At 68.5% G+C, this 26,999-nt stretch carries 26 protein-coding genes; 12 read left to right on the plus strand and 14 right to left on the minus strand.

Annotated features, from left to right (window positions below; translation table 11 throughout):
• Positions 1-25 precede the first annotated feature (25 nt).
• Positions 26-571, plus strand: coding sequence for a TetR/AcrR family transcriptional regulator (locus OHA18_RS03920; RefSeq protein WP_329002212.1), 546 nt, complete (start codon positions 26-28; stop codon positions 569-571).
• Here OHA18_RS03920 and OHA18_RS03925 read toward each other — a convergent pair.
• The 4 genes from OHA18_RS03925 to OHA18_RS03940 form a co-directional block, all read right to left on the minus strand.
• Entirely contained in the window at positions 548-2,602 is a 2,055-nt protein-coding gene (locus OHA18_RS03925; RefSeq protein WP_329002213.1) for a heavy metal translocating P-type ATPase, read from the minus strand. The genes OHA18_RS03920 and OHA18_RS03925 overlap by 24 nt on opposite strands.
• Positions 2,603-2,690: 88 nt before the next feature.
• Entirely contained in the window at positions 2,691-4,271 is a 1,581-nt protein-coding gene (locus tag OHA18_RS03930; RefSeq protein WP_329002215.1) for an ABC-F family ATP-binding cassette domain-containing protein, read from the minus strand.
• Between the two features lie 152 nt (positions 4,272-4,423).
• On the minus strand, positions 4,424-4,633 hold the full coding sequence (locus OHA18_RS03935) for a DUF6343 family protein (RefSeq protein WP_329002216.1): 210 nt from the start codon (positions 4,631-4,633) through the stop codon (positions 4,424-4,426).
• Between the two features lie 15 nt (positions 4,634-4,648).
• Positions 4,649-5,320 carry a FadR/GntR family transcriptional regulator gene (locus OHA18_RS03940; protein WP_329002217.1) on the minus strand — a complete coding sequence of 224 codons (672 nt, stop codon included), beginning with the start codon at positions 5,318-5,320 and terminating at the stop codon, positions 4,649-4,651.
• Positions 5,321-5,356: 36 nt separating this feature from the next.
• On the opposite strand from OHA18_RS03940, the gene OHA18_RS03945 reads away from it, so the two are divergent.
• The 4 genes from OHA18_RS03945 to OHA18_RS03960 all read left to right on the plus strand — a co-directional run bounded on the left by OHA18_RS03945 (position 5,357) and on the right by OHA18_RS03960 (position 10,907).
• Positions 5,357-5,767: a DUF3052 domain-containing protein gene (locus OHA18_RS03945; RefSeq protein ID WP_329002218.1), complete on the plus strand. Its 411-nt coding sequence runs from the start codon at positions 5,357-5,359 to the stop codon at positions 5,765-5,767.
• A gap of 426 nt (positions 5,768-6,193) precedes the next feature.
• Positions 6,194-9,997: a multifunctional oxoglutarate decarboxylase/oxoglutarate dehydrogenase thiamine pyrophosphate-binding subunit/dihydrolipoyllysine-residue succinyltransferase subunit gene (locus OHA18_RS03950; protein ID WP_329002219.1), complete on the plus strand. Its 3,804-nt coding sequence runs from the start codon at positions 6,194-6,196 to the stop codon at positions 9,995-9,997.
• A 1-nt stretch (position 9,998) separates the two neighbouring features.
• The gene (locus OHA18_RS03955) at positions 9,999-10,175 is read left to right on the plus strand and encodes a DUF6104 family protein (RefSeq protein WP_165546322.1); all 177 of its coding nucleotides are present in this window, start codon (positions 9,999-10,001) and stop codon (positions 10,173-10,175) included.
• A 12-nt stretch (positions 10,176-10,187) separates the two neighbouring features.
• Positions 10,188-10,907, plus strand: coding sequence for an AAA family ATPase (locus OHA18_RS03960; protein ID WP_329002220.1), 720 nt, complete (start codon positions 10,188-10,190; stop codon positions 10,905-10,907).
• A gap of 78 nt (positions 10,908-10,985) precedes the next feature.
• Here OHA18_RS03960 and OHA18_RS03965 read toward each other — a convergent pair whose 3' ends face one another.
• Positions 10,986-11,336 carry an ArsR/SmtB family transcription factor gene (locus OHA18_RS03965; RefSeq protein ID WP_329002221.1) on the minus strand — a complete coding sequence of 117 codons (351 nt, stop codon included), beginning with the start codon at positions 11,334-11,336 and terminating at the stop codon, positions 10,986-10,988.
• Between the two features lie 114 nt (positions 11,337-11,450).
• Between OHA18_RS03965 and OHA18_RS03970 the strand changes: the two genes are divergently transcribed.
• Positions 11,451-12,686 (plus strand): sodium:proton exchanger, encoded by a 1,236-nt coding sequence (locus tag OHA18_RS03970; RefSeq protein ID WP_329002222.1) that lies wholly within the window; start codon positions 11,451-11,453, stop codon positions 12,684-12,686.
• Here the strand turns inward: OHA18_RS03970 and OHA18_RS03975 are convergent.
• The 9 genes from OHA18_RS03975 to OHA18_RS04015 form a co-directional block, all read right to left on the minus strand.
• The gene (locus OHA18_RS03975; RefSeq protein WP_329002223.1) at positions 12,683-12,994 is read right to left on the minus strand and encodes a WhiB family transcriptional regulator; all 312 of its coding nucleotides are present in this window, start codon (positions 12,992-12,994) and stop codon (positions 12,683-12,685) included. The two genes, OHA18_RS03970 and OHA18_RS03975, sit on opposite strands and share 4 nt — an antisense overlap.
• 96 nt (positions 12,995-13,090) lie before the next feature.
• Entirely contained in the window at positions 13,091-13,594 is a 504-nt protein-coding gene (locus OHA18_RS03980; RefSeq protein ID WP_329002224.1) for a GNAT family N-acetyltransferase, read from the minus strand.
• Positions 13,595-14,563 carry a zinc-binding dehydrogenase gene (locus OHA18_RS03985; RefSeq protein ID WP_329002226.1) on the minus strand — a complete coding sequence of 323 codons (969 nt, stop codon included), beginning with the start codon at positions 14,561-14,563 and terminating at the stop codon, positions 13,595-13,597.
• 46 nt (positions 14,564-14,609) lie between these two features.
• Positions 14,610-16,142, minus strand: coding sequence for an inositol monophosphatase family protein (locus OHA18_RS03990; RefSeq protein WP_329002227.1), 1,533 nt, complete (start codon positions 16,140-16,142; stop codon positions 14,610-14,612).
• The gene (locus tag OHA18_RS03995) at positions 16,139-17,203 is read right to left on the minus strand and encodes an ABC transporter ATP-binding protein (protein WP_329002228.1); all 1,065 of its coding nucleotides are present in this window, start codon (positions 17,201-17,203) and stop codon (positions 16,139-16,141) included. The genes OHA18_RS03990 and OHA18_RS03995 overlap by 4 nt, the downstream gene beginning before the upstream one ends.
• Positions 17,204-17,210: 7 nt before the next feature.
• Entirely contained in the window at positions 17,211-18,020 is an 810-nt protein-coding gene (locus tag OHA18_RS04000) for an ABC transporter permease (RefSeq protein WP_329002229.1), read from the minus strand.
• Entirely contained in the window at positions 18,020-18,964 is a 945-nt protein-coding gene (locus tag OHA18_RS04005; RefSeq protein WP_329002230.1) for an ABC transporter permease, read from the minus strand. The genes OHA18_RS04000 and OHA18_RS04005 overlap by 1 nt, the downstream gene beginning before the upstream one ends.
• Positions 18,961-20,115 (minus strand): extracellular solute-binding protein, encoded by a 1,155-nt coding sequence (locus OHA18_RS04010; protein WP_329002231.1) that lies wholly within the window; start codon positions 20,113-20,115, stop codon positions 18,961-18,963. Before OHA18_RS04010 ends, OHA18_RS04005 begins: the two co-directional genes overlap by 4 nt.
• 173 nt (positions 20,116-20,288) lie before the next feature.
• Positions 20,289-21,488 carry an NAD(P)-dependent malic enzyme gene (locus tag OHA18_RS04015; RefSeq protein WP_329002232.1) on the minus strand — a complete coding sequence of 400 codons (1,200 nt, stop codon included), beginning with the start codon at positions 21,486-21,488 and terminating at the stop codon, positions 20,289-20,291.
• 246 nt (positions 21,489-21,734) lie between these two features.
• On the opposite strand from OHA18_RS04015, the gene OHA18_RS04020 reads away from it, so the two are divergent.
• From OHA18_RS04020 to OHA18_RS04045, 6 genes are all read left to right on the plus strand, one after another.
• Positions 21,735-22,583, plus strand: coding sequence for an ABC transporter substrate-binding protein (locus tag OHA18_RS04020; RefSeq protein ID WP_329002233.1), 849 nt, complete (start codon positions 21,735-21,737; stop codon positions 22,581-22,583).
• Positions 22,580-23,404 carry an amino acid ABC transporter permease gene (locus tag OHA18_RS04025; protein WP_329002234.1) on the plus strand — a complete coding sequence of 275 codons (825 nt, stop codon included), beginning with the start codon at positions 22,580-22,582 and terminating at the stop codon, positions 23,402-23,404. Before OHA18_RS04020 ends, OHA18_RS04025 begins: the two co-directional genes overlap by 4 nt.
• On the plus strand, positions 23,404-24,159 hold the full coding sequence (locus OHA18_RS04030) for an amino acid ABC transporter ATP-binding protein (RefSeq protein ID WP_329002236.1): 756 nt from the start codon (positions 23,404-23,406) through the stop codon (positions 24,157-24,159). The genes OHA18_RS04025 and OHA18_RS04030 overlap by 1 nt, the downstream gene beginning before the upstream one ends.
• 175 nt (positions 24,160-24,334) lie before the next feature.
• On the plus strand, positions 24,335-25,237 hold the full coding sequence (locus OHA18_RS04035; protein ID WP_329002237.1) for an ABC transporter substrate-binding protein: 903 nt from the start codon (positions 24,335-24,337) through the stop codon (positions 25,235-25,237).
• Positions 25,238-25,246: 9 nt separating this feature from the next.
• Positions 25,247-26,209 carry an amino acid ABC transporter permease gene (locus OHA18_RS04040; RefSeq protein WP_329002238.1) on the plus strand — a complete coding sequence of 321 codons (963 nt, stop codon included), beginning with the start codon at positions 25,247-25,249 and terminating at the stop codon, positions 26,207-26,209.
• Entirely contained in the window at positions 26,209-26,985 is a 777-nt protein-coding gene (locus OHA18_RS04045; RefSeq protein WP_329002239.1) for an amino acid ABC transporter ATP-binding protein, read from the plus strand. The genes OHA18_RS04040 and OHA18_RS04045 overlap by 1 nt, the downstream gene beginning before the upstream one ends.
• Positions 26,986-26,999: the final 14 nt, after the last annotated feature.

Below are 26,999 nucleotides of genomic sequence, written 5' to 3' on the forward strand. Positions count from 1 at the left end.
CAGTGTGTCCAGGTAGGATGGGGTCGTGCCGAAGTTGTGGGACGACAGCATCGCGACGCATCGCCATGCCGTGCGGACGGCGACGCTCGATGCGACGGCCGCGCTGGTCGCCGAGCGGGGGCTGACCGGCGTGACGATGTCCGAGGTCGCGAAGCGGGCCGGGGTGGGCCGCGCGACGCTCTACAAGTACTTCCCCGACGTCGAGTCGATACTGACGTCATGGCACGAGCGCCAGGTCGGCGACCACTTGCGGCAGCTCACCGAGATCTGGGCGGACACCGGGCGGCTCGAGGCGGTGCTGGAGGCGTACGCGTTCATCTGCCACGACCATCCGTCGTCGGAGCCGGCCGCCTCGCTGCACCGGTCGGAGCATGTCGCGCGGGCGCAGGAGCACCTCGTCGACTTCCTCGCCGGCTTGATGATCGACGTACGTGATGACGTTCCGCCGAAGGAGTTGGCGGCGTACTGCGTGCATGCGCTGGGCGCGGCAGGCGCCGTACCGTCGAAAGCGGCGGTACGGCGCCTGGTCGCGGTCGTGCTGTCCGGGCTACGCGGCGAGCCTGCTGGGTGAGAGATCGAGCCGTCGGAGGAGCTGCGCGTTCAACGCGACCACGATGGTGGAGATCGACATCAGCAGCGCGCCGACGGCCGGGGAGACGACGATGCCGGCGAAGGCGAGCACTCCGGCGGCCAGCGGGACGGTGATGACGTTGTAGCCGGTCGCCCAGATGAGGTTCTGCCACATCTTGCGGTAGCTCGCCTTGGACAGTTCGATGACCGACAGGACGGCGCGCGGGTCGTCGGCGGCGAGTACGACGCCGGCCGACTCGATGGCGACGTCGGTACCGGCGCCGATCGCGATGCCGACCTCGGCGCGGGCCAGGGCCGGGGCGTCGTTCACCCCGTCGCCGACCATCGCGACCTTCAGTCCACGGGCCTGCAGTTCGGCGACCTTGGCGTCCTTGTCCTGCGGCAGCACCTCCGCGAACACCTCGTCGATTCCCAGCTCGCGAGCCACCGCGTCGGCAACCTGATGCGCGTCACCGGTGATCATCGCGACCTTCACACCGCGCCGATGCAACGCATCCACAGCCTGCCGGGACTCTTCGCGTACCTCGTCCTCGAGCGCAATCGCCCCCACTACCTGCCCGTCCCGCAGTACGTGCAGCACCGCGGCACCGCGAGCCTTCCAAACCGTGACCTCCGCCTCCAGTTCGTCCGGCTCAGCCAGGCCGACCTCCCGCAGGTACGCCGGTCCACCGACCGCAACCTCCGAGCCCTCCACGACCGCCTGCACACCCCGCCCGGTAAGCGACCGAAAGTCAGCGGCAACAAGCCGCCCGTCGCCCCCGCCTGATCCAGCACCCACACCTGCCGTTCGGACCTCGTGTGCGCGGACGATCGCCTTCGCCAGTGGGTGTTCGCTGTCGGCCTCGACCGCGGCGGCCAGCGCCAGCAGGTCGTCGGATGAGAAGGCCCCGACCGTTGCGACTCCGGTGACGGCCGGCTCGCCCTTCGTCAGGGTGCCGGTCTTGTCGAACAGGACCGCGTCGATCGTCCGCATCCGCTCCAGTGCGAGCCTGTTCTTCACCAGTACGCCGGCCTTCGCCGCGCGCTCCGTGGAGATCGCGATCACCAACGGGATGGCGAGCCCGAGGGCGTGCGGGCAGGCGATCACCAGCACGGTCACCGTCCGCGTCACCGCCTCGTCGACCTTGCCGAGCAACGCCCAGACCACGAACGTGATCACCCCGGCGATCGACGCGAAGTAGAACAGGAACGCGGCTGCGCGGTCCGCCAGCGCCTGCGCACGCGACGACGATGCCTGTGCCTCGGCCACCAACCGCTGGATCCCGGCCAGCGCGGTGTCGTCACCGACCGCCGTGATCTCGACCCGCAGAGCGTTGTCAGTGGCAACAGTCCCGGCCACGACCGCGTCACCGACGGCCCGCGACACCGGCCGCGACTCCCCGGTGATCATCGACTCGTCGACCTCGGCCTGTCCGTCGACCACTGTCCCGTCCGCGGGCACCCGGCCACCGGATCGCACGAGTACGACGTCACCGGCCTGCAGCTCGTGCAACGACACCTCGACGACGCCGTCATCGGTGACCTTCTCGGCCGTATCGGGAAGCAACGCCGCCAGCGCGTCGAGCGCACCGGACGCCGCACCCAGCGCCCGCATCTCCAGCCAGTGCCCGAGCAGCATGATCACGTTCAGCAGTGCGAGCTCCCACCAGAAGTCCAGGTCGAACCCGCCGAGCTTCAATGTCGTCACCCACGAGGCGACGAACGCGACCGTGATCGCCATCGAGATCAGCAGCATCATCCCGGGCCGCCGCGACTTCAGTTCGCTCCAGCCACCGGTCAGGAACGGCTGGCCGCCGTAGACGAAGATCACCGTGCCGAGCACCGGGGCGATCAGCCCCGAGCCGGGGAAGTCCGGCCGCGCGTACCCCAGCAGGTCCGCGAACATCGCGCTGAAGAACACCACCGGCACAGCCAGCCCCAAGCTGACCCAGAACCGGTCCTTGAACTGCGCCACATGATCCCCGTGCCCCTCATGCCCCGCGTGCCCACCGTGATCCCCATGCTCGTCCATGGCTCAGAATATACCCCTGGGGGGTATTAGAAATCAAGGCATGGAACAGCCCCGCCACCCGAAGGTGACGGGGCTCGCAGCGGCCGGACTACAGCGGATCGATGTCCGTGAGCGTCTCCGGCGTGAGCTCCACCCAGCGCGTGATCCCGATCTCGCGCAGGAACGGCACGTCGTGGCTCGCGATCACGAGCGCACCGCTGTACGACGCGAGAGCGTCCTTCAACTGCCCGACGCTCGACAGATCCAGGTTGTTGGTCGGTTCGTCGAGCATCAGGAGCTGTGGAGGAGGCTCCGCCAGGAGGAGCGCGGCGAGGGTCGCGCGGAAGCGCTCGCCACCCGACAACGTGCTGACCAGCTGGTCGGCCGCACGCCCGCGGAACAAGAACCGGGCCAGCCGCGACCGCCGCTCCTGGTTCTCCGTGCTCGGCGCGAGCAACGCCAGGTTGTCGACCACGGAGAGATCGTCGCGCAGCAGGTCGAGCCGCTGCGGCAGGTACCGGAACGGGACCGCCGGCAACTCACCCGTCACGATCGACTGCAGCAACGTGGTCTTCCCGGCGCCGTTCGGTCCGGTCAGCGCGATCCGCTCCGGCCCGCGGATCTCCAGATCGACGTGCGCCCCGGTCCGCAGTACATGGTCCTCCAGCCGCAGCACCACGCGGCCGGCGGGTACGGCGGTCTTCGGCAGGTCGACCCGGATCGTGTCGTCGTCGTGGACCTTGTCCTCCGCGTCGGCGAGCGCCTCCTGTGCCGAGTCGAGCCGCTCGGACTGCATCCCGATGTGCTTGCCGGCCGACACCTGCGCGCCACGCTTCAGGTTGCCGGCCATGATCTTCGGGATACCGCCCTTCTCGAACGCCTTCTGGCCGCGGGCCTGGCGCTGGTCCATCTTCATCCGCGCCTCGATCAGGTCGCGCTTCTGCCTCCGGACATCCGCCTCGGCCGCCCGCAGCATCCGCTCGGCCGCCTCCTGCTCGACCGCGACCGCCTCCTCGTACGCGGTCAGGTTGCCGCCGTACCAGGTGACCTCGCCCTTGCGGAGGTCGCCGATCTGATCGACCCGGTCGAGCAGCTCCCGGTCGTGGCTGACAATCAGCAACGCACCACGGAACTGATCGACAGCGTCATACAGATGCCGCCGAGCCCGCAGGTCGAGGTTGTTGGTCGGCTCGTCGAGCAGCAGTACGTCGGGACGCCGGAGCAGCTCGGCCGCGAGTCCGAGCAGGATCGTCTCGCCGCCGGACAGCTCACCGACGCTGCGGTCGAGCCCGATCGCGCCGAGACCGAGCTTGCCGAGCAGCGCCTCGGCGCGTTCGTCGACGTCCCAATCGTCGCCGACGATCGCGAAATTCTCCTCCGAAGCATCTCCGGACTCGATCGCGACGATGGCGTTGCGGACGGCTTCGATGCCGAGTGCCTGGTCGACCCGCAGCGCGGTGTCGAGGGTCAGGTCCTGCGGCAGGTACCCGAGCTCGCCGTTGACGCGGATCGCCCCACGCTGTGGGGTGAGCCGGCCGGCGATCAGCCTGAGCAGCGTCGACTTGCCGGCGCCGTTGCGGCCGACGAGGCCGGAGCGGACCGGTCCGGCGACGAAGGTCAGGCCGTCGAACTGCACCTCGCCATCAGGCCAGGCGAAGTAGAGGTCGGTACAGGACAGGGAAAAACTCATGAGCGTCGAACTCCCGAACGAGGTCTCGGACGAGATCGCGCACCAGACAGGTGGCGATCAATCGGCTGAAGAGAAGACCTCGGAGCTACAACGCGGACCCCTGACGTCGGGAATGTGACATCAACCAGGATACGGGCCGGCCGCCGGCCCCTTCAACTCCTTTCCGAACGCTTGCGCCAGGCAACAACCACCAGGTCCACCAGTGCGACCACCGCGAAGGCCCCGAAGGCGATCACCCACCCCGCCGGAAGGTCATAGACGACGGACAGCACCGTGGCCGCCGCGAACAGCGCCACCCCGAACGCCGCCAGCACGATCCGCAGCGTCAGCGCACTACGAGGCGGGGGCGGTTCGAAACCCATACCTCGCTTGTACGCCTAGGGAGCCTTGCGGAGCCAGGTCTCGACGCCGGCGATGTGGGCGGTCATCCAGGCGCGGGCTGCCTCGGCGTCGCCGATCTCGATCGCGTCCAGGATCGCGGCGTGCTCCGCGAGGGTGCGCTCGACCGCGCCGGCCTGGGTGACGCCGCGCCAGATCCGGGCCCGCTGGGTCGCCCCGGAGATGCCGTCGAGCAGCGAGCAGACCACCTGGTTCCCGGTGGCCTCGGCGATCGCGCGATGGAACCGCAGGTCGTTCGCGACCAGTTCTTCGACGTCCGCGTCCGGCGTGAGGTCACTGGTCAGCAGCCGCAGCTCGGTCACCTGTTCGGGGCTGATCCGGGTGGCGGCCAGCGCGGCGACGCCGGGCTCGAGCAATCGCCGTACCTCGAAGAACTGCAGGACCGAGTCGTCGCGATGCAGATCGACCATGAAGTTGAGCGCGTCCAGCAGATGCGCCGAATCCAGACTGCTCACATACGTGCCGTCTCCGTGCCGGACGTCCAGCACGTTGACGAGCGTGAGCGCCTTGACCGCCTCGCGCAGCGAGTTCCGGGACAGACCCAGCCGGGCGGCGAGATCCGCCTCCTTCGGCAGTCGATCCCCCGGACCCAGCTCCCCCGAGGTGATCATCCCTTTGATCTTGACGATCGCCTCATCCGTCAACGCCATCCAGCCAGTATGCCGCCAGGTGACTAGCATCCGGGCATGAGCGCGACACCCGGTTATTCAGGCAAGCCGCTGGCTGCCAAGCTCGGGATCAAGGCGGAGCATCTCGTGCTCCTGGACAACGCGCCGGCGGACTTCGTGATCGAGGGCCTGCCGGACGGTACTGCGGTCGCGCGCCGGGCCGGACGTCCGTCGTACGACGTGGTGCTGATGTTCTGCCCGGACCGGGCGCGGCTGGCGAAGCGGCTGCCCGTGCTGCTCGGGAAGACGGTCACGGCCGGGATGATCTGGGCCGTCTGGCCGAAGCGCTCGTCCGGCGTCGCGACCGACCTCGACGAGAACGGGATCCGCGAGCTCGCCCTCCCGCTGGGTGTCGTCGACGTGAAGGTCTGCGCGATCGACACCACCTGGTCGGGCCTGAAGCTGGTCCGGCGGCTGACCAACCGATGAAGGCCAATCATGCCCAGGTGGACTGATTTCGAGCGTGACGTTGGCCACACTTTTGCGCACTCGTGATCATCACCGGCGGCGAGTGGACAACTGCATACAGTGGGCAGCCACGCTCAGGAGGCCCCGTCCGCGCCGCCGGAACGCGGGCTGGAAAGCCACATCTGCAAGGCCTCCCGCAGCCGCCACGGCCGCTCTCCGCGCCGACGCGTGGCGAGCGGACGGCGTGTGGCCTGAAACACCTTTGTGAGCAGTGTTTCAGGCGCCGGCGGATCGACTCGCCGGGGCCCGACCACTCGACACACTGGTCCGGTGGTCCCGGGCTGTGGAAGTAGTCCCCGTGCTATTAGCCTTTGCTTGGGAACACCACCCATAACATCTGAATTAACCGTGCTACCGGACCCGAAATCGGAAGAGGCGAACTGCCAAGTGGCCACCGAGCCATCAGACACCAACCCCCTAGCAGCCTTCGGTGCGAACGAATGGCTGGTCGACGAGCTGTACGAGAAGTACAAGCAGGACCCGAATTCGGTGGATCCGGCGTGGCTCGACTTCTTCAAGACGTACAACCCCGATGGTGACGCGAAGCCGGTGACGACAACCCCGGCCGACGCTCCCCGGCCCGACGCGGTGTCCGACAACAAGACGCCGGAGGCGCCCAGCCGCGGCTCCGCGCCGACCGTGCCCGCCTCGAACGCTCCCGCCGCTGCCGCGGCGACGCAGTCCCCCGCTTCTCAGACCCCGGCAACGCCGGCCCCTGCGCAGGCCGCCGTACCCCAGAAGGCAGCTCCCACCGGAGGTACGGTGAACCAGCCGTCCAGCGCCCAGCCGAAGTCCGCTCAGCCCGCCCAGCCCGCGGCCGCGACGACCGGCGAGGCCGAGCGCAAGATCCTGCGCGGGGCCCCGGCCCGCACGGCGCAGAACATGGAGACCAGCCTCACGGTCCCCACCGCGACCAGCGTGCGCCAGGTGCCGGTCAAGCTGCTGATCGACAACCGCATCGTCATCAACAACCACCTCAAGCGCGCCCGCGGCGGCAAGGTGTCCTTCACCCACCTGATCGGCTGGGCGCTGGTGAAGGCGCTGAAGACGCTGCCGGAGATGAACGCGTCGTACGACGAGACCGAGGGCAAGCCGACCCTGGTCAACCCGGCGCACATCAACCTCGGCCTGGCCATCGACATGCAGAAGCCGGACGGCACCCGGCAGCTGCTGGTGCCGTCGATCAAGGCCGCCGAGACGATGACGTTCGCCGACTTCTGGATGGCCTACGAGGACATCGTCCGCCGGGCCCGGGACAACAAGCTCGCGCTGCCCGACTTCCAGGGCACCACGATCAGCCTGACCAACCCCGGCACGATCGGCACCCAGCACTCGGTGCCGCGGCTGATGACCGGCCAGGGCTGCATCATCGGCGTCGGCGCGATGGAGTACCCGCCGGAGTACCAGGGCGCGGCCGACGAGACGATGGCCAAGCTCGCGGTCAGCAAGGTGATGACGCTGACCTCGACGTACGACCACCGGATCATCCAGGGCGCCCAGTCGGGTGAGTACCTGCGCCGTCTGCACCAGCTGCTGCTCGGCGCGGAGGGCTTCTACGACGAGATCTTCCAGTCGCTGCGGATCCCGTACGAGCCGATCCGCTGGGCCGCCGACCTCCCGCACAGCCACGAGGAGGACATCAGCAAGCAGGCCCGCATCCTCGAGCTGATCCACGCCTTCCGGGTCCGCGGCCACATCATGGCCGACACCGACCCGCTGGAGTACAAGCAGCGCAGCCACCCGGACCTCGACGTCGCCACTCACGGCCTGACGCTGTGGGACCTGGACCGTGAGTTCGCCACCGGCTCGTTCGGTGGCGACCGGCGGTTCATGAAGCTGCGCGAGATCCTCGGCATCCTGCGCGACTCCTACTGCCGGACCACCGGCATCGAGTACATGCACATCCAGGACCCCGAGCAGCGCAAGTGGCTGCAGGAGCGGGTCGAGCGGCCGCACACCAAGCCGCCGCGCGAGGAGCAGCTGCGGATCCTGGCCAAGCTGAACGAGGCCGAGGCCTTCGAGACCTTCCTGCAGACCAAGTACGTCGGTCAGCGGCGGTTCTCGCTCGAGGGCGGCGAGACCACGATCCCGCTGCTCGACGAGCTCTGCGAGGAGGCAGCCGGCGCCGGCCTGGAAGAGGTCGCGATCGGCATGGCCCACCGCGGCCGGCTGAACGTGCTGGCCAACATCGTCGGCAAGTCGTACGGCCAGATCTTCCGCGAGTTCGAGGGCAACATCGACCCGCGGACCGTGCAGGGCTCCGGTGACGTCAAGTACCACCTGGGCGCCGAGGGCGAGTTCGTCTCCGAGTTCGGCGACAAGATCAAGGTGTCGGTGGCGGCGAACCCGTCCCACCTGGAGACCGTGGACCCGGTGCTGGAAGGCATCGTCCGGGCCAAGCAGGACATTCTGGACCGCGGCGCCGCGTTCCCGGTGCTGCCGGTGCTCGTACACGGTGACGCGGCCTTCGCCGGCCAGGGCGTGGTGGCGGAGACGCTGAACCTGTCCCAGCTGCGCGGCTACCGCACCGGCGGCACGATCCACGTGATCGTGAACAACCAGGTCGGCTTCACCACCTCGCCGGCCTCGTCGCGCTCGTCGATGTACTCCACCGACGTCGCCCGGATGGTGCAGGCGCCGATCTTTCACGTGAACGGCGACGACCCCGAGGCGTGCATCCGGGTCGCCGACCTGGCCTTCGAGTACCGGCAGGCGTTCAACAAGGACGTCGTCATCGACCTGGTCTGCTACCGCCGCCGCGGCCACAACGAGGGCGACGACCCGAGCTTCACCCAGCCGCTGATGTACGACCTGATCGAGCAGAAGCGGTCGGTCCGCAAGCTCTACACCGAGGCCCTGATCGGTCGTGGCGACATCACGATCGAAGAGGCCGAGCAGGCGATGATGGACTTCCAGCACCGGCTCGAGCGGGTCTTCGCCGAGGTCCGCGAGGCGAAGAACCAGCCGGACACCCCGGCGCCGTACGTGACCGCGCCGGTCTACCCGGACAAGCCGGAAGGCCCGGACGCGACCGCGACCACGCCCGAGGTGCTGAAGAAGATCGCCGACGCGCACACCACGCTGCCGGGCGGCTTCACCGTGCACCCGAAGGTGATGCCGCAGCTGCAGCGCCGGGCGCACGCGATCACCGAGGGCCCGATCGACTGGGCCAGCGCGGAGATCACCGCCTTCGGTTCGCTGCTGCTGGAAGGCCGGCCGGTCCGGCTGGCCGGTCAGGACAGCCGCCGCGGGACGTTCGTCCAGCGATTCGCAGCGGTCATCGACCGGGTCAACGGCCAGGACTACGTCCCCCTGCAGAACCTGGACGACAGCCAGGCGAACTTCTACGTCTACGACTCGCTGCTGAGCGAGTACGCCGCCCTCGGCTTCGAGTACGGGTACTCCGTGGCGCGGCCGGAGGCGCTGACCCTGTGGGAGGCGCAGTTCGGCGACTTCGTCAACGGCGCGCAGTCGGTCATCGACGAGTACATCTCGTCCGGTGAGGCGAAGTGGGGCCAGAAGTCCGGTGTCGTGCTGCTGCTGCCGCACGGCTACGAGGGCCAGGGCCCGGACCACACCTCGGCCCGGATCGAGCGGTTCCTGGCGCTGTGCGCGGAGAACGCGATGACCGTGGCCCAGCCGTCGACCCCGGCGTCGTACTTCCACCTGCTGCGCCGGCACACGCTCGGCGAGGAGCACAACCCGATGGTCGTGTTCACGCCGAAGCAGCTGCTGCGCCGCAAGGAGGCCGTGTCGCAGCCGGAGGAGCTGACCCACGGCACCTTCCGGCCGGTGATCAACGACACCGAGGCCGAGGCGAACCCGGCCACCGTCGAGCGGGTCGTCCTGGCCTCCGGCCGGATCGTGTACGACCTGCTGGCGGAGCGGAAGAAGGTCGAGCCGGACAAGATCAGCACCGCGGTACTGCGGGTCGAGCAGCTGTACCCGCTGCCGGCCGAGGAGATCGCGGCCGAGCTGGCGAAGTACCCGAACGCGACCGAGATCCGCTGGGTCCAGGACGAGCCCGCGAACCAGGGCCCGTGGCCGTTCATGGCGCTGAACCTGACCGAGCACCTGGGCGGCAAGCCGTTCTACCGGGTGTCCCGGCCGGCCATGGCCGCCCCGGCGGTCGGCTCGCACGGTGTCCACGGCACCGAGCAGACGACGCTGCTGAAGCAGGCGTTCAGCTGACGTGTACTTCACCGACCGCGGCATCGAAGAGCTCGAGAAGCGGCGTGGCGAGGAGGATGTCACGCTCGCTTTCGTGGCCGAACGGCTGCGCGAGTTCGTCGACCTGAACCCCGAGTTCGAGACGCCCATCGAACGCTTCGCCACCTGGCTGGCCCGCCTGGACGACGAGGACGACTAGTAATCTGTGCGAATGCCCTTCGCCTCGCACCCGGTACGCCGGGTGGCCGCGGCGGAGGGCATTCGCCCGTCCGGGGCCTGGCCGCACACCGTTCCTGCCGTCCGTCAACTGCTGACCGACGGGCTCGATCTCGACGCCGGCGTCACCTTCCTGGTCGGTGAGAACGGCGCGGGCAAGTCGACGCTGGTCGAGGCCATCGCGATCGCCTTCGGCATGTCTCCCGAAGGCGGTTCGACCGGCGCCCGGCTCAGCACCCGCGAGTCCGAGTCGCCGCTGTCCCGCGATCTCGTCCTGACCCGGGGCGCCGGGTCAGCGCGCTGGGGCTTCTTCCTGCGCGCCGAGACCATGCACGGCTACTACACCTACCTGGAACAGAACCCGGGTAACCCGACCGATCCGCGCTTCCACGAGCTGTCCCACGGCGAGGGGTTCCTCGAAGTCCTGCGCAGCCGTTTCGACAGCCCAGGGCTTTACTGCCTGGACGAGCCCGAGTCGGCGTTGTCGTTCTCGTCCAGCCTGGCACTCGTCGGAGTGCTGAACGAGCTGGCTTCAGGTGGGGCGCAGGTGCTGTGCGCGACCCACTCGCCGGTGGTGTGCTCACTGCCCGGCGCGGCGATCCTCGAGGTGGGCGAGTGGGGCATCCGGCCCACCACTTGGGACGAGCTGGAGCTGGTGCGGAACTGGAAGGCCTACCTGGAGGCTCCGGGCCGCTATCTGCGGCACATCCTGTGACCGTGCACGCATGCAGAAGTGGCACAATCCCGCTCGACACGCCCGCCAGAGCGGGGTTGTGCATGCCTGCAGGTCCACTCAGTCCGTGTGCGGCGGCCTGACGCGGCGTGGTGGGTCAGGGGCGAGCGAGCCGTCGGGGGCGATGTGCTCGAAGATCTGGTCGACCAGGTTCAGCACGTGCGGGTCGTCGACGGTGTAGATGTGCCGCCGGCCCTCCCGGCGCGCGGTGATGATCCCGGCCAGCCGGAGCTTGCCGAGGTGCTGGCTCGCGGTGGCGATACTCACGCCGACGCGTTCCGCCAGGGTTCCGACGTCGTACTCCCCCTGCGCGGCCAGCGACACCAGGTGCAGCCGGACGGGTGCGGAGAGCATGGCGAAGGTGCCCGCGGCGGAATCGAGCTGAGCCTTCGTCGGATCAGGGTTGGTCATCGCGCAGTCATTGTGACCGGTAGACCGGTCTCCGGACAGCGCGCCGGGCCGTCGTGAGGACGGTCTCACACTTTCGCAATTGCGAAAGTATCGAAACGGTGGCAGGCTGGAACCATGTTCCGAGCCCTCCGCCCTGTGCTCTTACTGCTGCTGGTGGCGATCCCCGCGGTCGCCCTCCGGCTCACCGGCACACACCCGCCGGCGCTCGCGTCGATCCTGGTCTTCGGCCTCGCCGTAGTGGCTGCGTCGTTCGTGCTGGCGTGGGCCGCGGAAGCCGCGGAGATGGACATCTCGGGCGGTCTGGCGATCGCGCTGCTGGCCGTCATCGCGGTCCTGCCGGAGTACGCGGTGGATCTGTACTTCGCCCACACCGCCGGCTCGAATCCGGACTACGTCCAGTTCGCCGCGGCCAACATGACCGGTTCGAACCGGCTGCTCCTCGGCCTCGGCTGGTCGAGCGTCGTGCTCATCAGCCTGTACGTCGCTTCGCGGCGCAGCGGGCAAACCGTCAAGGCGCTGGTGCTCGACTCCGGGTACCGCCGGGAGCTGGGCTTCCTCGCGGTCGCCGGTGTGGTCGCGTTCGTGATCCCGGTGACCGGGGAGATCCACCTGGTGCTGGGGATCCTGCTGCTCGCCTTCTTCGCCTACTACCTGTTCCGGGCGGCCACGTCGGAGCACGACGACGAGCCGGACCTGATCGGGCCGGCCGCGACGATCGGCGCGCTGCCTCGGCTGACGCGGCGGATCACTGTGACCGCGATGTTCCTGGTGTCGGCCGGAGTGATCCTGGCGGCCGCGGAGCCGTTCGCAGACTCGCTCGTCCAGGGTGGTCGGGCGCTGGGGATCGACCAGTTCCTGCTGGTCCAGTGGCTGGCGCCGCTGGCCTCCGAGGCGCCGGAGTTCATCGTGGCGCTGCTGTTCGCCTGGCGGGGTAAGGGCGCGGCTGCGCTCGGCCTGCTGATCTCGGCCAAGGTCAACCAGTGGACCCTACTGATCGGAAGCCTCCCGATCGCGTACGGGATCGGTGGCGGCGGGCCCGCCCTGCACCTGGGCGGGCGGCAGATCGAGGAGTTCCTCCTCACCGCCACGCAGACCCTGCTCGGGATCGCGATCCTGCTGAACCTGCGCTTCCCGCGGTGGGCGGCGTGGACGTTGCTGGGTCTGTTCGCGATCCAGTTCGCCGTGCCCGAGCAGACCGGGCGGTACGTGGTCAGCGCGATCTATCTGGTGCTGGCGATCGCCGCGGCGATCCACAACCGCGACCAGGTACTGCGGACGCTCACCTCACCGTTCCGCCGTACGGAAAAGCCCGCCGACGCAGAACGCGCCGACGAGCTCCTCGAGGTCTAGCTCGCCTGCTGCTCGCCGATGACCTCTGCGGTCAGCGGCGGGCGGTTGCGGCGCTCCTGGGGGCCCGGGCGGCCGCGGCGGCGGCCGTAGAGGAACTTCTCGCCGGCGGCGGTGCCGGTGAACTTCGTCCGGCGGGCCCACTCCCGGCACTCCTCGATCACCGGGCACGAGGTCAGGCAGAGCGCCTGCGCCTTCCGCTGCTCCCACTGGGTCGCGGTCTCGTCGTACGACGGTGCCTGTCCAACGCACGCGGCCTTCGTCATCCAGCGGTCGGCCGGGTCAACGATCACCGTCAAAGTAGGCCTCATGGGCTCATCGCTCCTCATCGATCGGGCGGATCGGTAGGAACAGATTGAACCCGTCGCGTTGCCCCGGTGCGACGCCCATGTTTCAGCCGTGAAACGTCAGTGCCGGACGAGGCGTATCTCACGGAGATCGAAGTACGGATCGTGCTTGCCGACGCCGTCCGGCGCGAACCCGTGCCGGCGGTAGAAGCCCAGCGCCTGCTCGTTCCCCTCGAAGACCCAGAGGAAGGCCGGCTCTTTGCCGACAGCAACATCCAGCAGGCGGCTGCCGAGACCGGTCTTCCAGAACGCCTGCCGGGTGTAGATCGCCTCCAGCTCGAACGGCACCGGGGCGTCGTCGTCGCGGCCCGGCCCGATGCCGACGAAGCCGGCCACGCGGTCCTGGACCGGCGCGTCCGGATCGGGGTTCAGCGCGATCCAGCGGCGCCGGCCGTCCCCGAGCGGGGTCGTCCAGCGCTCGATCCGGCGCTCGATGTTCGACGTACGCTCCAGGAGCAGGTCCGCCGGCACGAGACCGGCGTACGCCTCCCGCCAGCAGAGCAGGTGACACCAGGCCGCGGCCTCGGCGTCTTCGGGCGTGACGGGGCGGATCTCGGGTTGCACTCAGACAGTAAAGACGATCTTGCCGAACACGTCGCCCGAGTTCATCTTCGCGAAGCCGTCGCGGGCGTCGGCGAGCGGGAGGACCGTGTCGATGTGCGGCGAGATCCCGGCGTTCGACATGAACTGGACCAGCTCCGCGAGCTCGGTCCGGGTGCCCATCGTCGAGCCCTGCACGCGCAGTTGCAGGAAGAAGATCCGGTTCAGCTCGGCCGACTTCGGCGCCTGACCGCTGGTCGCGCCGGAGATCACCAGCGTGCCGCCCTGCTTCAGCGACTTCAGCGAGTGCGACCAGGTCGCCTGGCCGACGGTCTCCATCACCGCGTCGACCCGCTCCGGCAGCCGTGCCCCGGACTCGAACGTGTCGTGCGCGCCGATCTCGACCGCCCTGGCCCGCTTCCGCTCGTCCCGGCTGGTTGCCCACACCCGGATCCCGGCGGCCCGCGCCAAGGTGATCAACGCGGTCGCCACGCCACCGCCGGCACCCTGGACGAGCACGGTGTCGCCCGGCTTGAGCCCGGACTGCGTGAACAACATCCGGTACGCCGTCAGCCACGCCGTCGGCAGGCACGCGGCCTGCTCGAAGCTCATCCCGGCCGGCTTCGGTACGACGTTCCGCGCGGGTACTGCGACCTTCTGCGCCAGTGTGCCCTGGTACCGCTCGCTCAGCAGCGACCGCTTCGGGTCGAGCGTCTCGTCACCCTTCCACGCCGGGTCCGAGACGACCGCGTGCACGACGACCTCGTTCCCGTCCGGGTCCACGCCGGCCGCGTCGCAGCCGAGGATCATCGGCAGACTCTGCTCGGCCAGCCCGACGCCCTTCAACGACCACAGATCGTGGTGGTTGAGCGCCGTCGCCCGGACGTCGATCGTCACCCATCCGTCGGGCGCCGTCGGCTCCGGCCGCTCCCCCACCTCCAACGCGGCGATCGGGTTGTCGGCGTCGAACTTGGCGGCATAGGCAGCAAGCATGCCGCCCACCTTAGGCGTCGCGGGCGAACATGTTCAGTAACCGGCGTCACCGCGGGCCGCGCGCAGCCGCCCAGAGACCGTAGAGCTCCGCCGCGTGCTCCGGCCGGGCCGCGAGGATGCCTCCCGAGTCCGGCCACACGGACTCGGCACCGTTGTCGTCGAGCAGGACGCCACCGGCTTCCCGGACCACGAGCGCGGCGGCGAGGTGGTCGATCGGGTTGAAGCGTTCGATCACGGCCCCGGCGCCGCGGCCGGCGGCCGGTCCGGCGAGGGAGAGAGTGCCGGATCCCATTACCCGGACCGTGCAGAACCGATCGCGGAGCCCGGCCACGAAGACGTCCATGCCGGGCCACGGCGAGTGGTTCAGGAGTTCGGTGCTCACGATCCTGCCCTGCAGGCCGGTGCCGGTCCCGTCGGCCAGTTCGAGCCGGCGGCCGTCCAGTTCGGCGCCCCGGCCCGCCGTGGCGGCGAACACCTGTCCGCGCCAGACGTCACCGACGACGGCGACGAACGGCTCACGATCGATGGCCAGCGCGAGCGAGAAGGCCGTCCACGGGACGCCGTTGGCCAGGTTCGCCGTTCCGTCGACGGGGTCGACGTACCAGCAGGGAACACCGGGACGAGCGGCGCCTCCCAGTTCCTCGCCGACCACGAGATGGCCGGGCAGCCGTTCGGCGATGACCTTACGGACCTGCTCTTCGACGGCGAGGTCGACGGCCGTGACGTGGTCGGCGGCGTTGGCCTTCGTGCGGACGTCGCCGAGGTCGGCGTTCCGGGTGAAGTGGTTGGCCCATTCCGCGAGTTCGCGGGCGACGTCGACGGCGGTTGCCAGTTCGTCCCCGGTGAGCCTGGCCGGTCGGGGCGCGCGCTCCCAGGACCCCGATCCTTCCGCGGCGACCTTCCGGAACGTGCTGAGCCGGTTGGTCGTGACCGCGTCCACGCCGAGGGCGAACACCCAGCGCAGGTCGTCCTCGTCGTCGACCGTCCAGCAGGCGACCCCGATCCCGGCTCGATGAACGGCGTCGACGAGCTCGGCACTGAGGACGAGGTACTCGGAGTTCACGAACTCCGGCCGCAGGCTCGCCAGCAGCTCGGCCTGTGGTACGTCGCGGCGGTCCCACGGGAGCCAGACACTCGCCTCCGGGTCGATGCCCCGGACGGCGGTCATCGCCTCCAGGTAGCCGCACCAGGCGACCCGTGCCCCGGATCCGCTGTCCAGCACCACCCGCACCGCGGCCCCGGCGATCTCCGGCGGGACTTCGATCAGCAGGGTCGACGACGTTCCGGCCACGACGGTGAGCACGTCCGCGAGCAGCGGGATGCGCTGCTCCCCCTCGCCGAGCGCCGCGACGTCGGCCCAGTCGAGCTCGGAGACCTGCCGGTCGAGGCCCCAGAGCCGCTCGAGGGTCTCATCGTGCAGCAGTACGACGCGACCGTCCCGGGTCATCCGGACGTCGACCTCCACGAAGTCGGCGCCCGCGTCGACAGCGGAACGGACGGCCGGCATCGTGTTCTCCCGGTGCCGTTCGACATCGCCGCGGTGTGCGGTCACCCGGGCAGCGCGCGTCGCCGTACTCATGCCCGCGCTCCCTGGCCGACGAGCTTGCCGTCCTCGAACTCGAGCCACTTCTCGATCCGGGCCCAGCCGCGGGCACCGGCGGCGGGCGGGACACCGGTCACGTACGAACGGAGTTCCGCGTCCTCGCGGCGCAGGTAGAGCTCGGCGAAATGCCCGCGCGGGACGACCCGTTCGACGGTCGCGGCGTACCCGCCGGGATGCGCATCGGAGGTGAAGACGACGTCCTCGGGCCGGACACCGACCACGCCCTCGGCCGGTACCAGCCGGCCGTCCTCGAGACGCCCCTCGAGCCGGTTGAGGCTGCCGATGAACGTCGCGACGAACTCCGTGGCCGGGGTGCTGTAGAGCTCGGCGGGCGTGCTGAACTGCTCGATCCGGCCGTTGTTCATGACGGCGATCCGGTCCGAGACCGACATCGCCTCCTCCTGGTCGTGCGTCACGATGACGGTGGTGATGCCCAGGCGCTGCTGGATCTCCCGGATGTCCTCGCGGACCTTGACCCGCAACTTCGCGTCGAGGTTGCTGAGCGGCTCGTCGAGCAGCAGCAGCTCCGGCTCCTGGACCAGTGCTCGCGCGAGCGCCGTCCGCTGCTGCTCACCGCCTGAGATCCGGGCCGGGCGCGAGTCCTTGTGGTGCATCAGGTTGACCAGCGTGAGGGCCGCGTCGACGCGTTCGGTGATCTCCGCCTTCGGCCGCTTGCGCAGCTTCAGCGGGAAGCCGACGTTCTTCGCCACCGTCATGTGCGGCCAGAGCGCGTAGTTCTGGAACACCATGGCACTCGGACGGCGCTCCGGGCCGAGGTGCACGACCTCACGGCCGCCGACCTTGATCGAGCCGGCGTCCGGGGTCAGGAAGCCGGCGATCATCCGCAGCGTCGTGGTCTTGCCGCAGCCGGACGGGCCGAGGAGCGAGACCAGCTCACCCGGGCGGACCACCATGTCCAGGCTCTCGATGATGCTCCGTCCGCCGAGGACCTTGTGCAGGCCCTCGATCTCGAGGCCGCCGGCATCGGCGACGCTGTCGGTGGCAACGGACTGGGACTCGGTCGTGTTGGTCGTCATGGTGCCCTTACTTGATCTGGAAGCCCTCGGCGAGGTGGCCGCCGACGATGTGCTTGTGCGCGGCCAGCAGCAGCGCGACGGACGGGATGGCCAGCAGGATCGAGAACACCGCCGCCACCTGGGTCGGGTAGTTGAGCACGAGGGTGTACATCTGGGTCGGCATCGTCATGTAGTCGGGCGCACCGACCAGGTACGTGCCCTGCGCCTCGTCGAAGGACGCCAGGAAGCTCATGATCGCGGCCACCAGGATGCCCGGCAGGGCCATCGGCAGCGTCACGCTGAAGAACGTCCGCAGCTTGGACGCGCCGGCGTCCCGGGCGGCCTCCTCGAGACTGCGCGGTACGGCGGCGAACGCGGCGGCCGGGATCCACGTCATGAACACCACCGTGCCGAGCACGTGGACGACGAGGATGCCGAGGATCGTGTTCATCAGGTTGAGCGCGTAGAACAGCGCCGCCAGCGAGACGAACAGCCCCATCTTCGGGAACGCGTTGGCCGCGAACACCCCGATCAGGAAGAACCGCCGCCCCGGGAACTCGAAGCGCGCGAACGCGTACGCCGCCGGCAGGCAGATCACCGCGGACACGACCACGGTGATCGGGGCGAAGAACAACGAGTTCTGCACCGCGATCCCGAGCGCCTGGTCGCTGAACACGACGCTCCACCACCGGAACGTCCAGCCGTCCGGTGCCAGATTCGGGTACGTCCAGGTCGACGCGAACGCCCGGACCGCCAGCCAGGCGAGCGGTCCGATGATGAAGAGCGCCAGCACGGCCGCGAACACGACGACCAGGGTGCGGGTGGCTGCCTTGGCCATCAGACCGCCCCGCTTTCCTTGGCGGAGCGGAAGTTCGCCCACACGTACACCGCTGCGATCCCGGACGCGATCGCGAACACGATGAACGCGATCACGACGGCCTGCTGCGGCTGGTTGAACGAGGAGAAGTAGTTCGACATGTCGACCCCGAGCATGTTCGGCGAGTTCGGGCCGGTGAAGTACGGCACCGTGAACGAACCGAGGATCCCGATCGCGGTGAACGTCGTCGCGATGATGATCGGCACGCCCGCCATCGGGACCACGACGCTCACGACGACCCGCCAGAACGAGGCGCCCGCGTCGCGAGCGGCGTCGATCATCGCCTGCGGGACGGCCTGCAGCCCCGAAGTGACCAGGAGGGTTGCGAACGGCAGAGACGTCCACACCGAGCCGATGACGACGGTCACCAACGTGTACGACCAGATCGGGAAGCCGAGCCCGAACTGGGCGGCCACGCTGCGCAGGAACCCGTTGGCCGAGTAGAAGCCGAGGATCGCCCAGGAGGCGATCACCACCGGGATGAAGAGCGGGACGACCGCGAGCGTGGAGAGCACCTTGCCGATCAGCCCGCCGGAGAACTTGAGATACAGCCCGATGCCGACCGCGAGGAAGATGACGACGACGGTGCTCACCAGGGTGACGATGGCCGTCACGAACAGGTCCCCGAGGAACCGTGCGTTCGAGAACATCTCGGCGTACGCCGAGAACGTCGGCACGATGCCGTGGGCGACGTGGACGTTCTGGCCGATCAGCGCGACTGTGCGGTTCAGGCCACCGGTGAAACCGAGGCTGAAGGCGAAGGCGAGGACCACCGGGAAGCCGATGAACATCGCGATCAGCACCATCGGCGGGAGCGCCATCAACAGCCCCCGGGTCCGGCCCGCCGCCGCGCGGACGGCGGCGGGGCGGACTACGCCAACACGGGCTTCGGCCTCCGCCGTCACTTGCCGGGAACCTTCTGGTCCCAGAGGTTGTTGAGATCCTTGGTCATCGAGTCGAAGTAGCCCTTACGCAGGTTGTTCGTGTCGGCGTTCGCGAACTTGCCCTGAAGCTCCTGCGGCAGCTTGTCGAGGGAGATCGCCGGGTAGCCCGAGATGTCCTTGACGATCAACGCCTGCTGCGCGGGCTGCAGGACGAAGTCCGCGACCTTCGTGGCCGCGTCCTTGCTGGGGCTGCTGGCCGGTACGCCGAGATAGGCCGCGCCGCCGGTGAAGGACGGGTCGGAGATCTGCGAGGCCTTGACCGTCGAGGGGATCGCGCCGTTCGCGACGGCCGTCGTGAACATGTCGGACCACACCGGAGCCATCGAGATCTGCCCACTCGCCAGCAGGTCCAGCACCTGCTGGTTGCCGTTGGGGTAGACGCCCTTCTGGTATACGTACGGGTTCAGGCCGTGCAGGGTCGCGAAGCCCTCGTTCCAGGTGGACTCGAGGCTCTTGTCGTAGCCGACCGTCATCTTCTGCCGCGCGTCGGCGGGGACGTACTTGTCGAGGACCGTGGCGACGAACGATCCGCCCGAGCCGCCGGACTTGGGTGAGTTGTAGGTGAACTTGCCCGGGTTCGCCTTGATCCAGGCGAGCAGGTCGTCCAGCGTCTTCGGCGGGGCCGGGACAGCCTTGGTGTCGTACGCGAGCAGCACCGAGGAGCCGCGGTACGGAATCCCACCGGTGCCGCCGGCCTTCACCACATCGGCGGGAATATCGGCCAGCGCGGAGATCTTCGACGAATCGACCGGCTCGAGGAAGTTCGCGGCCGAGGCCTTCGGCACGAATCCGCCGTCGACGAGGTCGAACCCGGGGTCCTTCTTCTGCGTGACCGACGCCGACAGTTTGGCCATCGTCTGGGCGTCGTGCTCACCGTGCAGGTCCAGGGTGATCTGGACCTTGTAGCCCGGGTTGGCCTTCTCGAACGCCGGACCGAGGTCGTTCACCCAGAGTTTCTGAATGTTCGTGTCACCGCTGATGAAAACCCTGACCGTCTTCACATCGCCCGCACCTCCGCCCTTCGCGGCGGTGCTGCTCTGCGCACATCCATTCAGCGCGAGGGCGGCGGCCGTGACCGCCGCGATCGCTCCGAATGCGGTCCTGAGCTTCATGGAAGCCTCCAACGATCAGTACGTTGCGAAGGCCGCCCACTCCCCGGCGGGCGAGACCACGCCAATGGTCGCCGGGGCAAAATGTTAAGTCAATAGCTTTCCGTGAAGCGTTTGATCCCCGCCGGAAACCAACCACGAGGTTGCTGGCAGCAACATCTTGACGCTGCCGCGGGTCAGTCCAGGCGGGCGACGCCGTCGGTCTCGGCGGCAGTGGCCACCGCGGTGGCGACGGCCGGGGCGACGCGCTCGTCGAACGGCGACGGGATGATGTAGTCGGGGCGGAGATCGTCCGCCGCGATCAGACCGGCGAGGGCGTCGGCGGCGGCCAGCTTCATGCCTTCGGTGATGCGGGAGGCGTTCGCCTCGAAGGCGCCGCGGAAGATGCCGGGGAACGCCAGCACGTTGTTGATCTGGTTCGGGAAGTCCGAGCGGCCGGTCGCGACCACGGCCGCGTGGCGGTGGGCGATGTCGGGGTGTACTTCGGGATTCGGGTTGGCCAGCGCGAAGATCATCGCGTTGCCGGCCATCCGCGCGACGGCCTCTTCCGGCACCGTCCCGCCGGAGACACCGAGGAACAGGTCCGCGCCCTCGAGCGCGTCGACCAGCCGGCCGGACAGTCCGCCGGTGTTGGTGTCTCGCGCCAGCGACAGTTTCACCGGGTTCAGGTCGGCGCGGTCCTCGTGCAGCACGCCCTTGCTGTCCACGACCGCCAGGTCACCAACACCTGCCTGCAACAGGATCCGCGCGCACGCCACCCCGGCTGCCCCGGCGCCGGAGATCACGACGCGAATGTCCTCGATCGCCTTGCCCGTCACGCGCAGCGCGTTGCGCAGAGCGGCGAGTACGACGACCGCCGTACCGTGCTGGTCGTCGTGGAAGACCGGAATGTCCAGCCGCTCCTTCAGCCGGCGCTCGATCTCGAAGCAGCGCGGCGCGGAGATGTCCTCGAGGTTGATCCCGCCGAACGACGGCGCCATCCGCGCGACCGTCTCGACGAACTCGTCCACATCGGTGCAGTCCAGCGCGATCGGCACCGAGTCGACGCCGCCGAACTCCTTGAACAGCAGCGCCTTGCCTTCCATCACCGGCAGCGAGGCAGCGGGACCGATGTCGCCCAGCCCCAGTACGGCGGTGCCGTCGGTGACGACCGCGACCACGTTGGACTTCCAGGTGTAGCGGCGAACCAGCGACGGGTCTTCGGCGATCGCGGTGCAGACCCGCGCGACGCCGGGGGTGTACGCCTTGGAGAGATCGTCCGCGTCGCGGACGTGGATCGACGACGTCACCTCGATCTTGCCGCCGCGGTGCAACTCGAAGACAGGGTCACCGGCATAGACATCGGGGACCTCGACGGAAAACGGCTGGGCGACCATCAGTGCCCTTTCGGAAACTCGGGAGGAAGTGTTCGGAAAGCAGGGGATCACCCGTCGTACGAGTAAACCACAGGCCAACTGGTCTGCTCTGTGAGGGCCACCACAGAAGCGCGCGACGGTGACGATCGAGTGTCGTCCGGAGTCGGCAGCCGACACGTACCTACTTGCTGTGTCAGGATGCGGGGAATCCGGCTCGAGTGCTGTCCGCGGCCGGCGTGCCACAACCAGTATCGAGGAGTACCAGCGATGAACATCGTCTCCACCCTCCGGAATAGTCGCCTCACCGTCGCCGCCGCCTCCGTGGCGGTGTTCGCCCTCGCGCTCTCCGCCTGCGGCAACGACTCGGGCAGCGGTGGAGGAGGCGAGGACAAAGCGAAAGCGGCCGGCATCACCTTGGTGAAGCCCGGCACGCTGACGGTCTGCACACACCTGTCCTACAAGCCCTTCGAGTACAAGGAAGGCACCAAGGTGGTCGGCTTCGACGTCGACCTGCTGGACCTGCTCGCCAAGGACCTCGGCGTGGAGCAGGAAGTGATCAGCATCGAGTGGGCCCAGGTCACCTCCGGCGCGGCCTACCAGGCGAAGAAGTGCGACATGGGCATGGGCGCGATGACGATCACCGACTCGCGCAAGGCCGCGATCGGGATCAGCGACCCGTACATGGACGCGACCCAGGTGCTGCTGGTGAAGAAGGGCGCGCCGTACAAGTCGCTCGAGGACCTGAAGGGCAAGAAGGTCGGCGTCCAGGCCGACACCACCGGCAAGGACTATGCGACCGCGGCGTCGAAGAAGATCGGCTTCGAGGTCGTCGTCTTCAACGACCTTGCGCTGCAGACCAACAACGTCAAGTCCGGCCGCGTCGACGCCGCGATCAACGACAACGGCGCGCTGTACAACTTCGTCACGGCGAACCCGGACACCGAGGTGACGGCGGAGTTCAACACCGGTGAGCAGTACGGCTTCGCGGCCAAGAAGGACGATCCCAGCGGCACCAAGCTGCTGACCATGTTCAACGGGCTGCTGACCAAGGCCAAGTCGGACGGCACCTACAACCAGCTGTTCAAGAAGTGGTTCGGGGTGGAGCCGAAGAAGTGACGGTCTCCGACACGATAGTCGAGAAGCGCCGCGGGCTCAGTCCGCGGCAACGGGCCCAGCGCTCGCGCGGCATCCAGTACGCCGTCCTGATCGTCATCGTCGTGGTGGCGGCGTTCACGGCGAACTGGGGTCAGATCGCGAGTGTCTTCTTCAAGCCGGAGTTCGTGAAGTCGGCGTTCACCACCGGGCTTCCCGGGGCGTTCCTGAAGACGATCGAGTACACGGCCGGGGCCTTCGTCATCGGCCTGTTCGGCGGCACGCTGCTGGCGCTGATGCGACTCAGCCGCGTGGCGCCGTACCGCTGGCTTGCGACGGCCTACATCGAGTTCTTCCGGGGGCTGCCGGCGATCGTCGTGTTCGTGGCGTTCAGCCTGCTGCCGCTGGCGTTCGCCGACCTGGTCATCCCGCTCGATCCCTACGGCACCGTCTGGCTGGCGCTCGGCATCGTTGCCGCGGCGTACATGGCCGAGGTGATCCGGGCCGGTATCCAAGCGGTGCCGAAGGGACAGATCGAGGCCGCCCGGTCGCTCGGGATGCCGGCCGGCGTCGCGACCCGGAAGATCGTGCTGCCACAGGCGTTCCGGATCGTGCTACCGCCGCTGGCCAACGACCTGATCCTGCTGGTGAAGGACTCGTCCCTGGTCTTCATCATCGGCACCTCCGCGGCGGCGTACGAGCTGACCGGATTCGGCCGGGACCTGGCCAACACCGAGTCGAACCTGACCCCGCTCGTCACCGCGGGTTTCTGCTACCTGATCATCACCCTGCCGCTCGGCCTGCTGGTCCGCTGGCTGGAAGCCAAGGCAGCGAGGGCGCACTGATGGCACTGGTCGAGATCAAGAACCTGCACAAGTCGTTCGGCAGCAACCACGTTCTGCGCGGTATCGACTTCACCGTCGAGCAGGGCGAGGTGGTCTGCGTGATCGGGCCGTCCGGCTCCGGCAAGTCGACCCTGCTGCGGTGCGTCAACCTGCTCGAAGTACCGCAGCAGGGCCAGGTCTTCGTCCGCGGTGAGGACATCACGGACCGGGACTGCCACCTCGACGCAGCCCGGCAGCAGATCGGCATGGTGTTCCAGCAGTTCAACCTGTTCCCGCATCTGTCGGTGCTGGCCAACTGCACGGTCGCGCAGACGACCGTGCTGAAGCGGAGCAAGGCCGAGGCGGAGCAGGTCGCCCGGGCCAACCTCGACCGGGTCGGCCTGAACGACAAGGTGACCGCCTACCCCATGCAGCTGTCCGGCGGCCAGCAGCAGCGGGTCGCGATCGCCCGGGCGCTGTCGATGGACCCGGCGCTGATGCTGTTCGACGAGCCGACATCCGCGCTCGACCCAGAGCTCGTCGGCGATGTACTCACCGTGATGCGCAAACTCGCGCTGGACGGTATGACGATGCTGGTCGTCACCCACGAGATGGCGTTCGCCCGCGAGGTGGCCGACCGGGTCGTGTTCATGGACGCCGGCGTCATCGTCGAGCAAGGCCCGCCCGCGGACGTGATCGGCGACCCGAAGGAGGAGCGCACCCGCACCTTCCTCCGCCGCGTCCTCGACCCGACCCACGTCGAACCGACCAGCTGAGGCCTCCCGTCGTCACGCTGCGTGCCCGGGTGGTCGACGGGCCGCAGCATGACGGCCGTCAGACTACGAATAGGTCTCCATTCGGGGTTGGTCCGTGCGCTGCCCACACGTCGCTGTGTCAAGATGCGGACACATGGCACCGGGGCCGACCGGTGCCCGGGTTTGGAGGACCTAGATGTCTGTCCTGCGTAGGACGCTGGCCCTGTCCGGCGTCCTGGTTCTGGCCGCCGCCGGCTGCGGTTCGAACTCCCTCGAAGGTGGCTCGTCCACCTCTCCGTCGAGCGCCCCCTCCAGCGCCCCTTCCAGCGGCGGGCCGGACCTGAGCGGCTCACTGCCGCCGAAGATCAAGGCGGCCGGGAAGATCGTCGTCGGCGTCGACGCCAGCTACCCGCCGAACGAGTTCCTGCAGGGCGGCAAGACGGTCGTCGGCATGGACGTCGATCTGTTCAACGCGGTGGCGCAGAAGTTCGGCGTCACGGTCGACTGGCAGCCGGCCGGGTTCGACACCATCATCACCGGTGTCCAGGGCGGCAAGTACGACATGGGGATCTCGTCGTTCACCATCAACGACAAGCGCAAGCAGCAGGTCAACATGGTCAGCTACTTCAACGCCGGCACCCTGTGGGCGACCGCGAAGGGCAACCCGAAGGGCATCAACCCCGACGACGCGTGCGGCAAGACCGTCGCGGTGCAGAAGGGTACGACGCAGCTCGAGGACGACATGCCGAAGCGGCAGGCCAAGTGCAAGGCCGATGGCAAGCCGGAGATCAAGCTGGTGGTCCGGGACAAGCAGGACCAGGCGACCGCGGACCTGGTCGGCGGCAAGGCCGACGCGATGCTGGCCGACTCCCCGGTCGTGCTGTACGCGATCAAGCAGACCAACGGCCAGCTCGAGCAGGTCGGTCAGATCTACGACGCGGCGCCGTACGGCTATGTGGTCCCGAAGGCGGAGACGGCGTTCGCGCAGGCGATCACCGAGGCGCTGAAGTCGCTGAACACCGACGGCACCTACAAGAGCACGCTGCAGAAGTGGAACAACGACTCGGGCGCGATCACCGACTTCGCCGTCAACCCGTGAGTTCCCGTCATGAGCACTGATACCGATACCCGGCCGGCGGACGCGGCGGCCGAGCGGCCGGGCGCGATCGACGCCGTACCGGTCCGGCATCCCGGCCGGTGGGTCGCGATCGTGGTGATCGCGATCCTGGCCGCGATGCTCGTGCACCTGCTGATCAGCAACAAGGCCTTCGACTGGCGTTTCGTCTTCCAGGCGATGAACCAGCAGCCGGTGATCCAGGGCTTCATCAAGGGCACGCTGCTGGTCACCGTGCTGTCGATGATCGTCGGCGTCGCGGGCGGCGTGCTGCTGGCCGTCATGCGGCTGTCCGACAACCCCATCCTGGCCGGGGTGTCCTGGCTGTTCACCTGGTTCTTCCGCAGCGTCCCGCGGTACCTGCTGCTGTTCACGATGGGCACGCTGGGCGTGCTGTTCCCGCAGGGCATCGCGTTCGGGGTGCCGTTCGACTGGAAGATCATGGACTGGCTCGGCCTGTCCGGTGACTGGCGGTTCCTGAACCTGGACGCGAACCAGGTCTTCACCGGTCTGGCCGCCGGTGTGATCGGGCTCGGGCTGTCGGAAGCGGCGTACATGGCCGAGATCGCCCGGGCCGGGATCATGAGCGTCGACAAGGGCCAGGCGGAGGCTGCGGAGGCGCTCGGGATGAGCAGCGGCAAGGTGATGCGTCGCGTCGTGCTGCCGCAGGCGATGCGGGTGATCGTGCCACCGACCGGCAACGAGACGATCGCGATGCTGAAGGACACCTCGCTGCTGCTCGCCGTACCGGTGATCGGCGAGCTGTTCTACCAGCTGCAGTCGATCGGAAGCACGTACTACAAGACGTTCCCGATCGCGGTCGCGGCGACGTTGTACTACCTGGCCGCGACCAGTGTGCTGATGGTCGGGCAGTACTTCCTCGAGCGGCACTTCGGCCGCGGCTTCGGGACCGCCGCGCCGCGGCCCGCACGGCCGGCCGGGGCAGGGGGTGCGTGATGCCGCTAGTTCATGCCGTCAACGTGACGAAGTCCTTTCACCACAACGAAGTCCTGAAGGGCATCGACCTGGACGTCGACCGCGGCCAGGTGGTGTGTCTGCTCGGGCCGTCGGGTTCGGGCAAGACGACCTTCCTGCGGTGCATCAACCAGCTCGAGACGATCGACGGCGGCCGGATCTGGGTCGACGACGAACTGATGGGGTACACCGATCGCAGCGGGAAGCTGTACCGCCTGAAGAACAAGGAGATCGCGGCGCAGCGGCGCGAGATCGGGATGGTCTTCCAGCGGTTCAACCTGTTCCCGCACAAGACCGCGCTGGAGAACATCGTCGAGGCGCCCACGCAGGTCAAGCGGGAGTCGAAGAAGTCCGCGCGGGAACGGGCGATGAAGCTGCTCGACCGGGTCGGGCTCGCCGACCGCTGCCACGCCTACCCGGCGCAGCTGTCCGGCGGTCAGCAGCAGCGGGTGGCGATCGCGCGGGCGCTGGCGATGCAGCCGAAGCTGATGCTGTTCGACGAGCCGACGTCGGCGCTCGACCCCGAACTGGTCGGCGAGGTGCTCGCGGTGATGCGGGAGCTGGCGCTCGACGGGATGACGATGATCGTGGTCACCCACGAGATGTCGTTCGCCCGCGAGGTCGCGGACACGGTGGTCTTCATGGACGGCGGCGTGGTCGTCGAGTCCGGCCCGCCCAAGGACGTGATCGGCAACCCGCAGCACTCCCGCACCCAGACGTTCCTCTCGCGGCTCCGCTCGGAGCACGAACACCCCTGAGTTCAGGTACGGTC

This window comes from Kribbella sp. NBC_00709 (genome assembly GCF_036226565.1).
Classification (GTDB): Bacteria; Actinomycetota; Actinomycetes; order Propionibacteriales; family Kribbellaceae; genus Kribbella.

What these genes read in the sequence shown, in the direction of transcription:
- OHA18_RS03925 (WP_329002213.1), bottom strand. Translation starts at nt 2,602, where the DNA reads ATGGACGAGCATGGGGATCACGGTGGGCACGCGGGGCATGAGGGGCAC.
- OHA18_RS03930 (WP_329002215.1), bottom strand. Translation starts at nt 4,271, where the DNA reads ATGAGTTTTTCCCTGTCCTGTACCGACCTCTACTTCGCCTGGCCTGAT.
- OHA18_RS03935 (WP_329002216.1), bottom strand. Translation starts at nt 4,633, where the DNA reads ATGGGTTTCGAACCGCCCCCGCCTCGTAGTGCGCTGACGCTGCGGATC.
- OHA18_RS03940 (WP_329002217.1), bottom strand. Translation starts at nt 5,320, where the DNA reads ATGGCGTTGACGGATGAGGCGATCGTCAAGATCAAAGGGATGATCACC.
- OHA18_RS03945 (WP_329002218.1), top strand. Translation starts at nt 5,357, where the DNA reads ATGAGCGCGACACCCGGTTATTCAGGCAAGCCGCTGGCTGCCAAGCTC.
- OHA18_RS03960 (WP_329002220.1), top strand. Translation starts at nt 10,188, where the DNA reads ATGCCCTTCGCCTCGCACCCGGTACGCCGGGTGGCCGCGGCGGAGGGC.
- OHA18_RS03965 (WP_329002221.1), bottom strand. Translation starts at nt 11,336, where the DNA reads ATGACCAACCCTGATCCGACGAAGGCTCAGCTCGATTCCGCCGCGGGC.
- OHA18_RS03970 (WP_329002222.1), top strand. Translation starts at nt 11,451, where the DNA reads ATGTTCCGAGCCCTCCGCCCTGTGCTCTTACTGCTGCTGGTGGCGATC.
- OHA18_RS03975 (WP_329002223.1), bottom strand. Translation starts at nt 12,994, where the DNA reads ATGAGGCCTACTTTGACGGTGATCGTTGACCCGGCCGACCGCTGGATG.
- OHA18_RS03985 (WP_329002226.1), bottom strand. Translation starts at nt 14,563, where the DNA reads ATGCTTGCTGCCTATGCCGCCAAGTTCGACGCCGACAACCCGATCGCC.
- OHA18_RS03990 (WP_329002227.1), bottom strand. Translation starts at nt 16,142, where the DNA reads ATGAGTACGGCGACGCGCGCTGCCCGGGTGACCGCACACCGCGGCGAT.
- OHA18_RS03995 (WP_329002228.1), bottom strand. Translation starts at nt 17,203, where the DNA reads ATGACGACCAACACGACCGAGTCCCAGTCCGTTGCCACCGACAGCGTC.
- OHA18_RS04000 (WP_329002229.1), bottom strand. Translation starts at nt 18,020, where the DNA reads ATGGCCAAGGCAGCCACCCGCACCCTGGTCGTCGTGTTCGCGGCCGTG.
- OHA18_RS04010 (WP_329002231.1), bottom strand. Translation starts at nt 20,115, where the DNA reads ATGAAGCTCAGGACCGCATTCGGAGCGATCGCGGCGGTCACGGCCGCC.
- OHA18_RS04015 (WP_329002232.1), bottom strand. Translation starts at nt 21,488, where the DNA reads ATGGTCGCCCAGCCGTTTTCCGTCGAGGTCCCCGATGTCTATGCCGGT.
- OHA18_RS04020 (WP_329002233.1), top strand. Translation starts at nt 21,735, where the DNA reads ATGAACATCGTCTCCACCCTCCGGAATAGTCGCCTCACCGTCGCCGCC.
- OHA18_RS04030 (WP_329002236.1), top strand. Translation starts at nt 23,404, where the DNA reads ATGGCACTGGTCGAGATCAAGAACCTGCACAAGTCGTTCGGCAGCAAC.
- OHA18_RS04035 (WP_329002237.1), top strand. Translation starts at nt 24,335, where the DNA reads ATGTCTGTCCTGCGTAGGACGCTGGCCCTGTCCGGCGTCCTGGTTCTG.
- OHA18_RS04040 (WP_329002238.1), top strand. Translation starts at nt 25,247, where the DNA reads ATGAGCACTGATACCGATACCCGGCCGGCGGACGCGGCGGCCGAGCGG.
- OHA18_RS04045 (WP_329002239.1), top strand. Translation starts at nt 26,209, where the DNA reads ATGCCGCTAGTTCATGCCGTCAACGTGACGAAGTCCTTTCACCACAAC.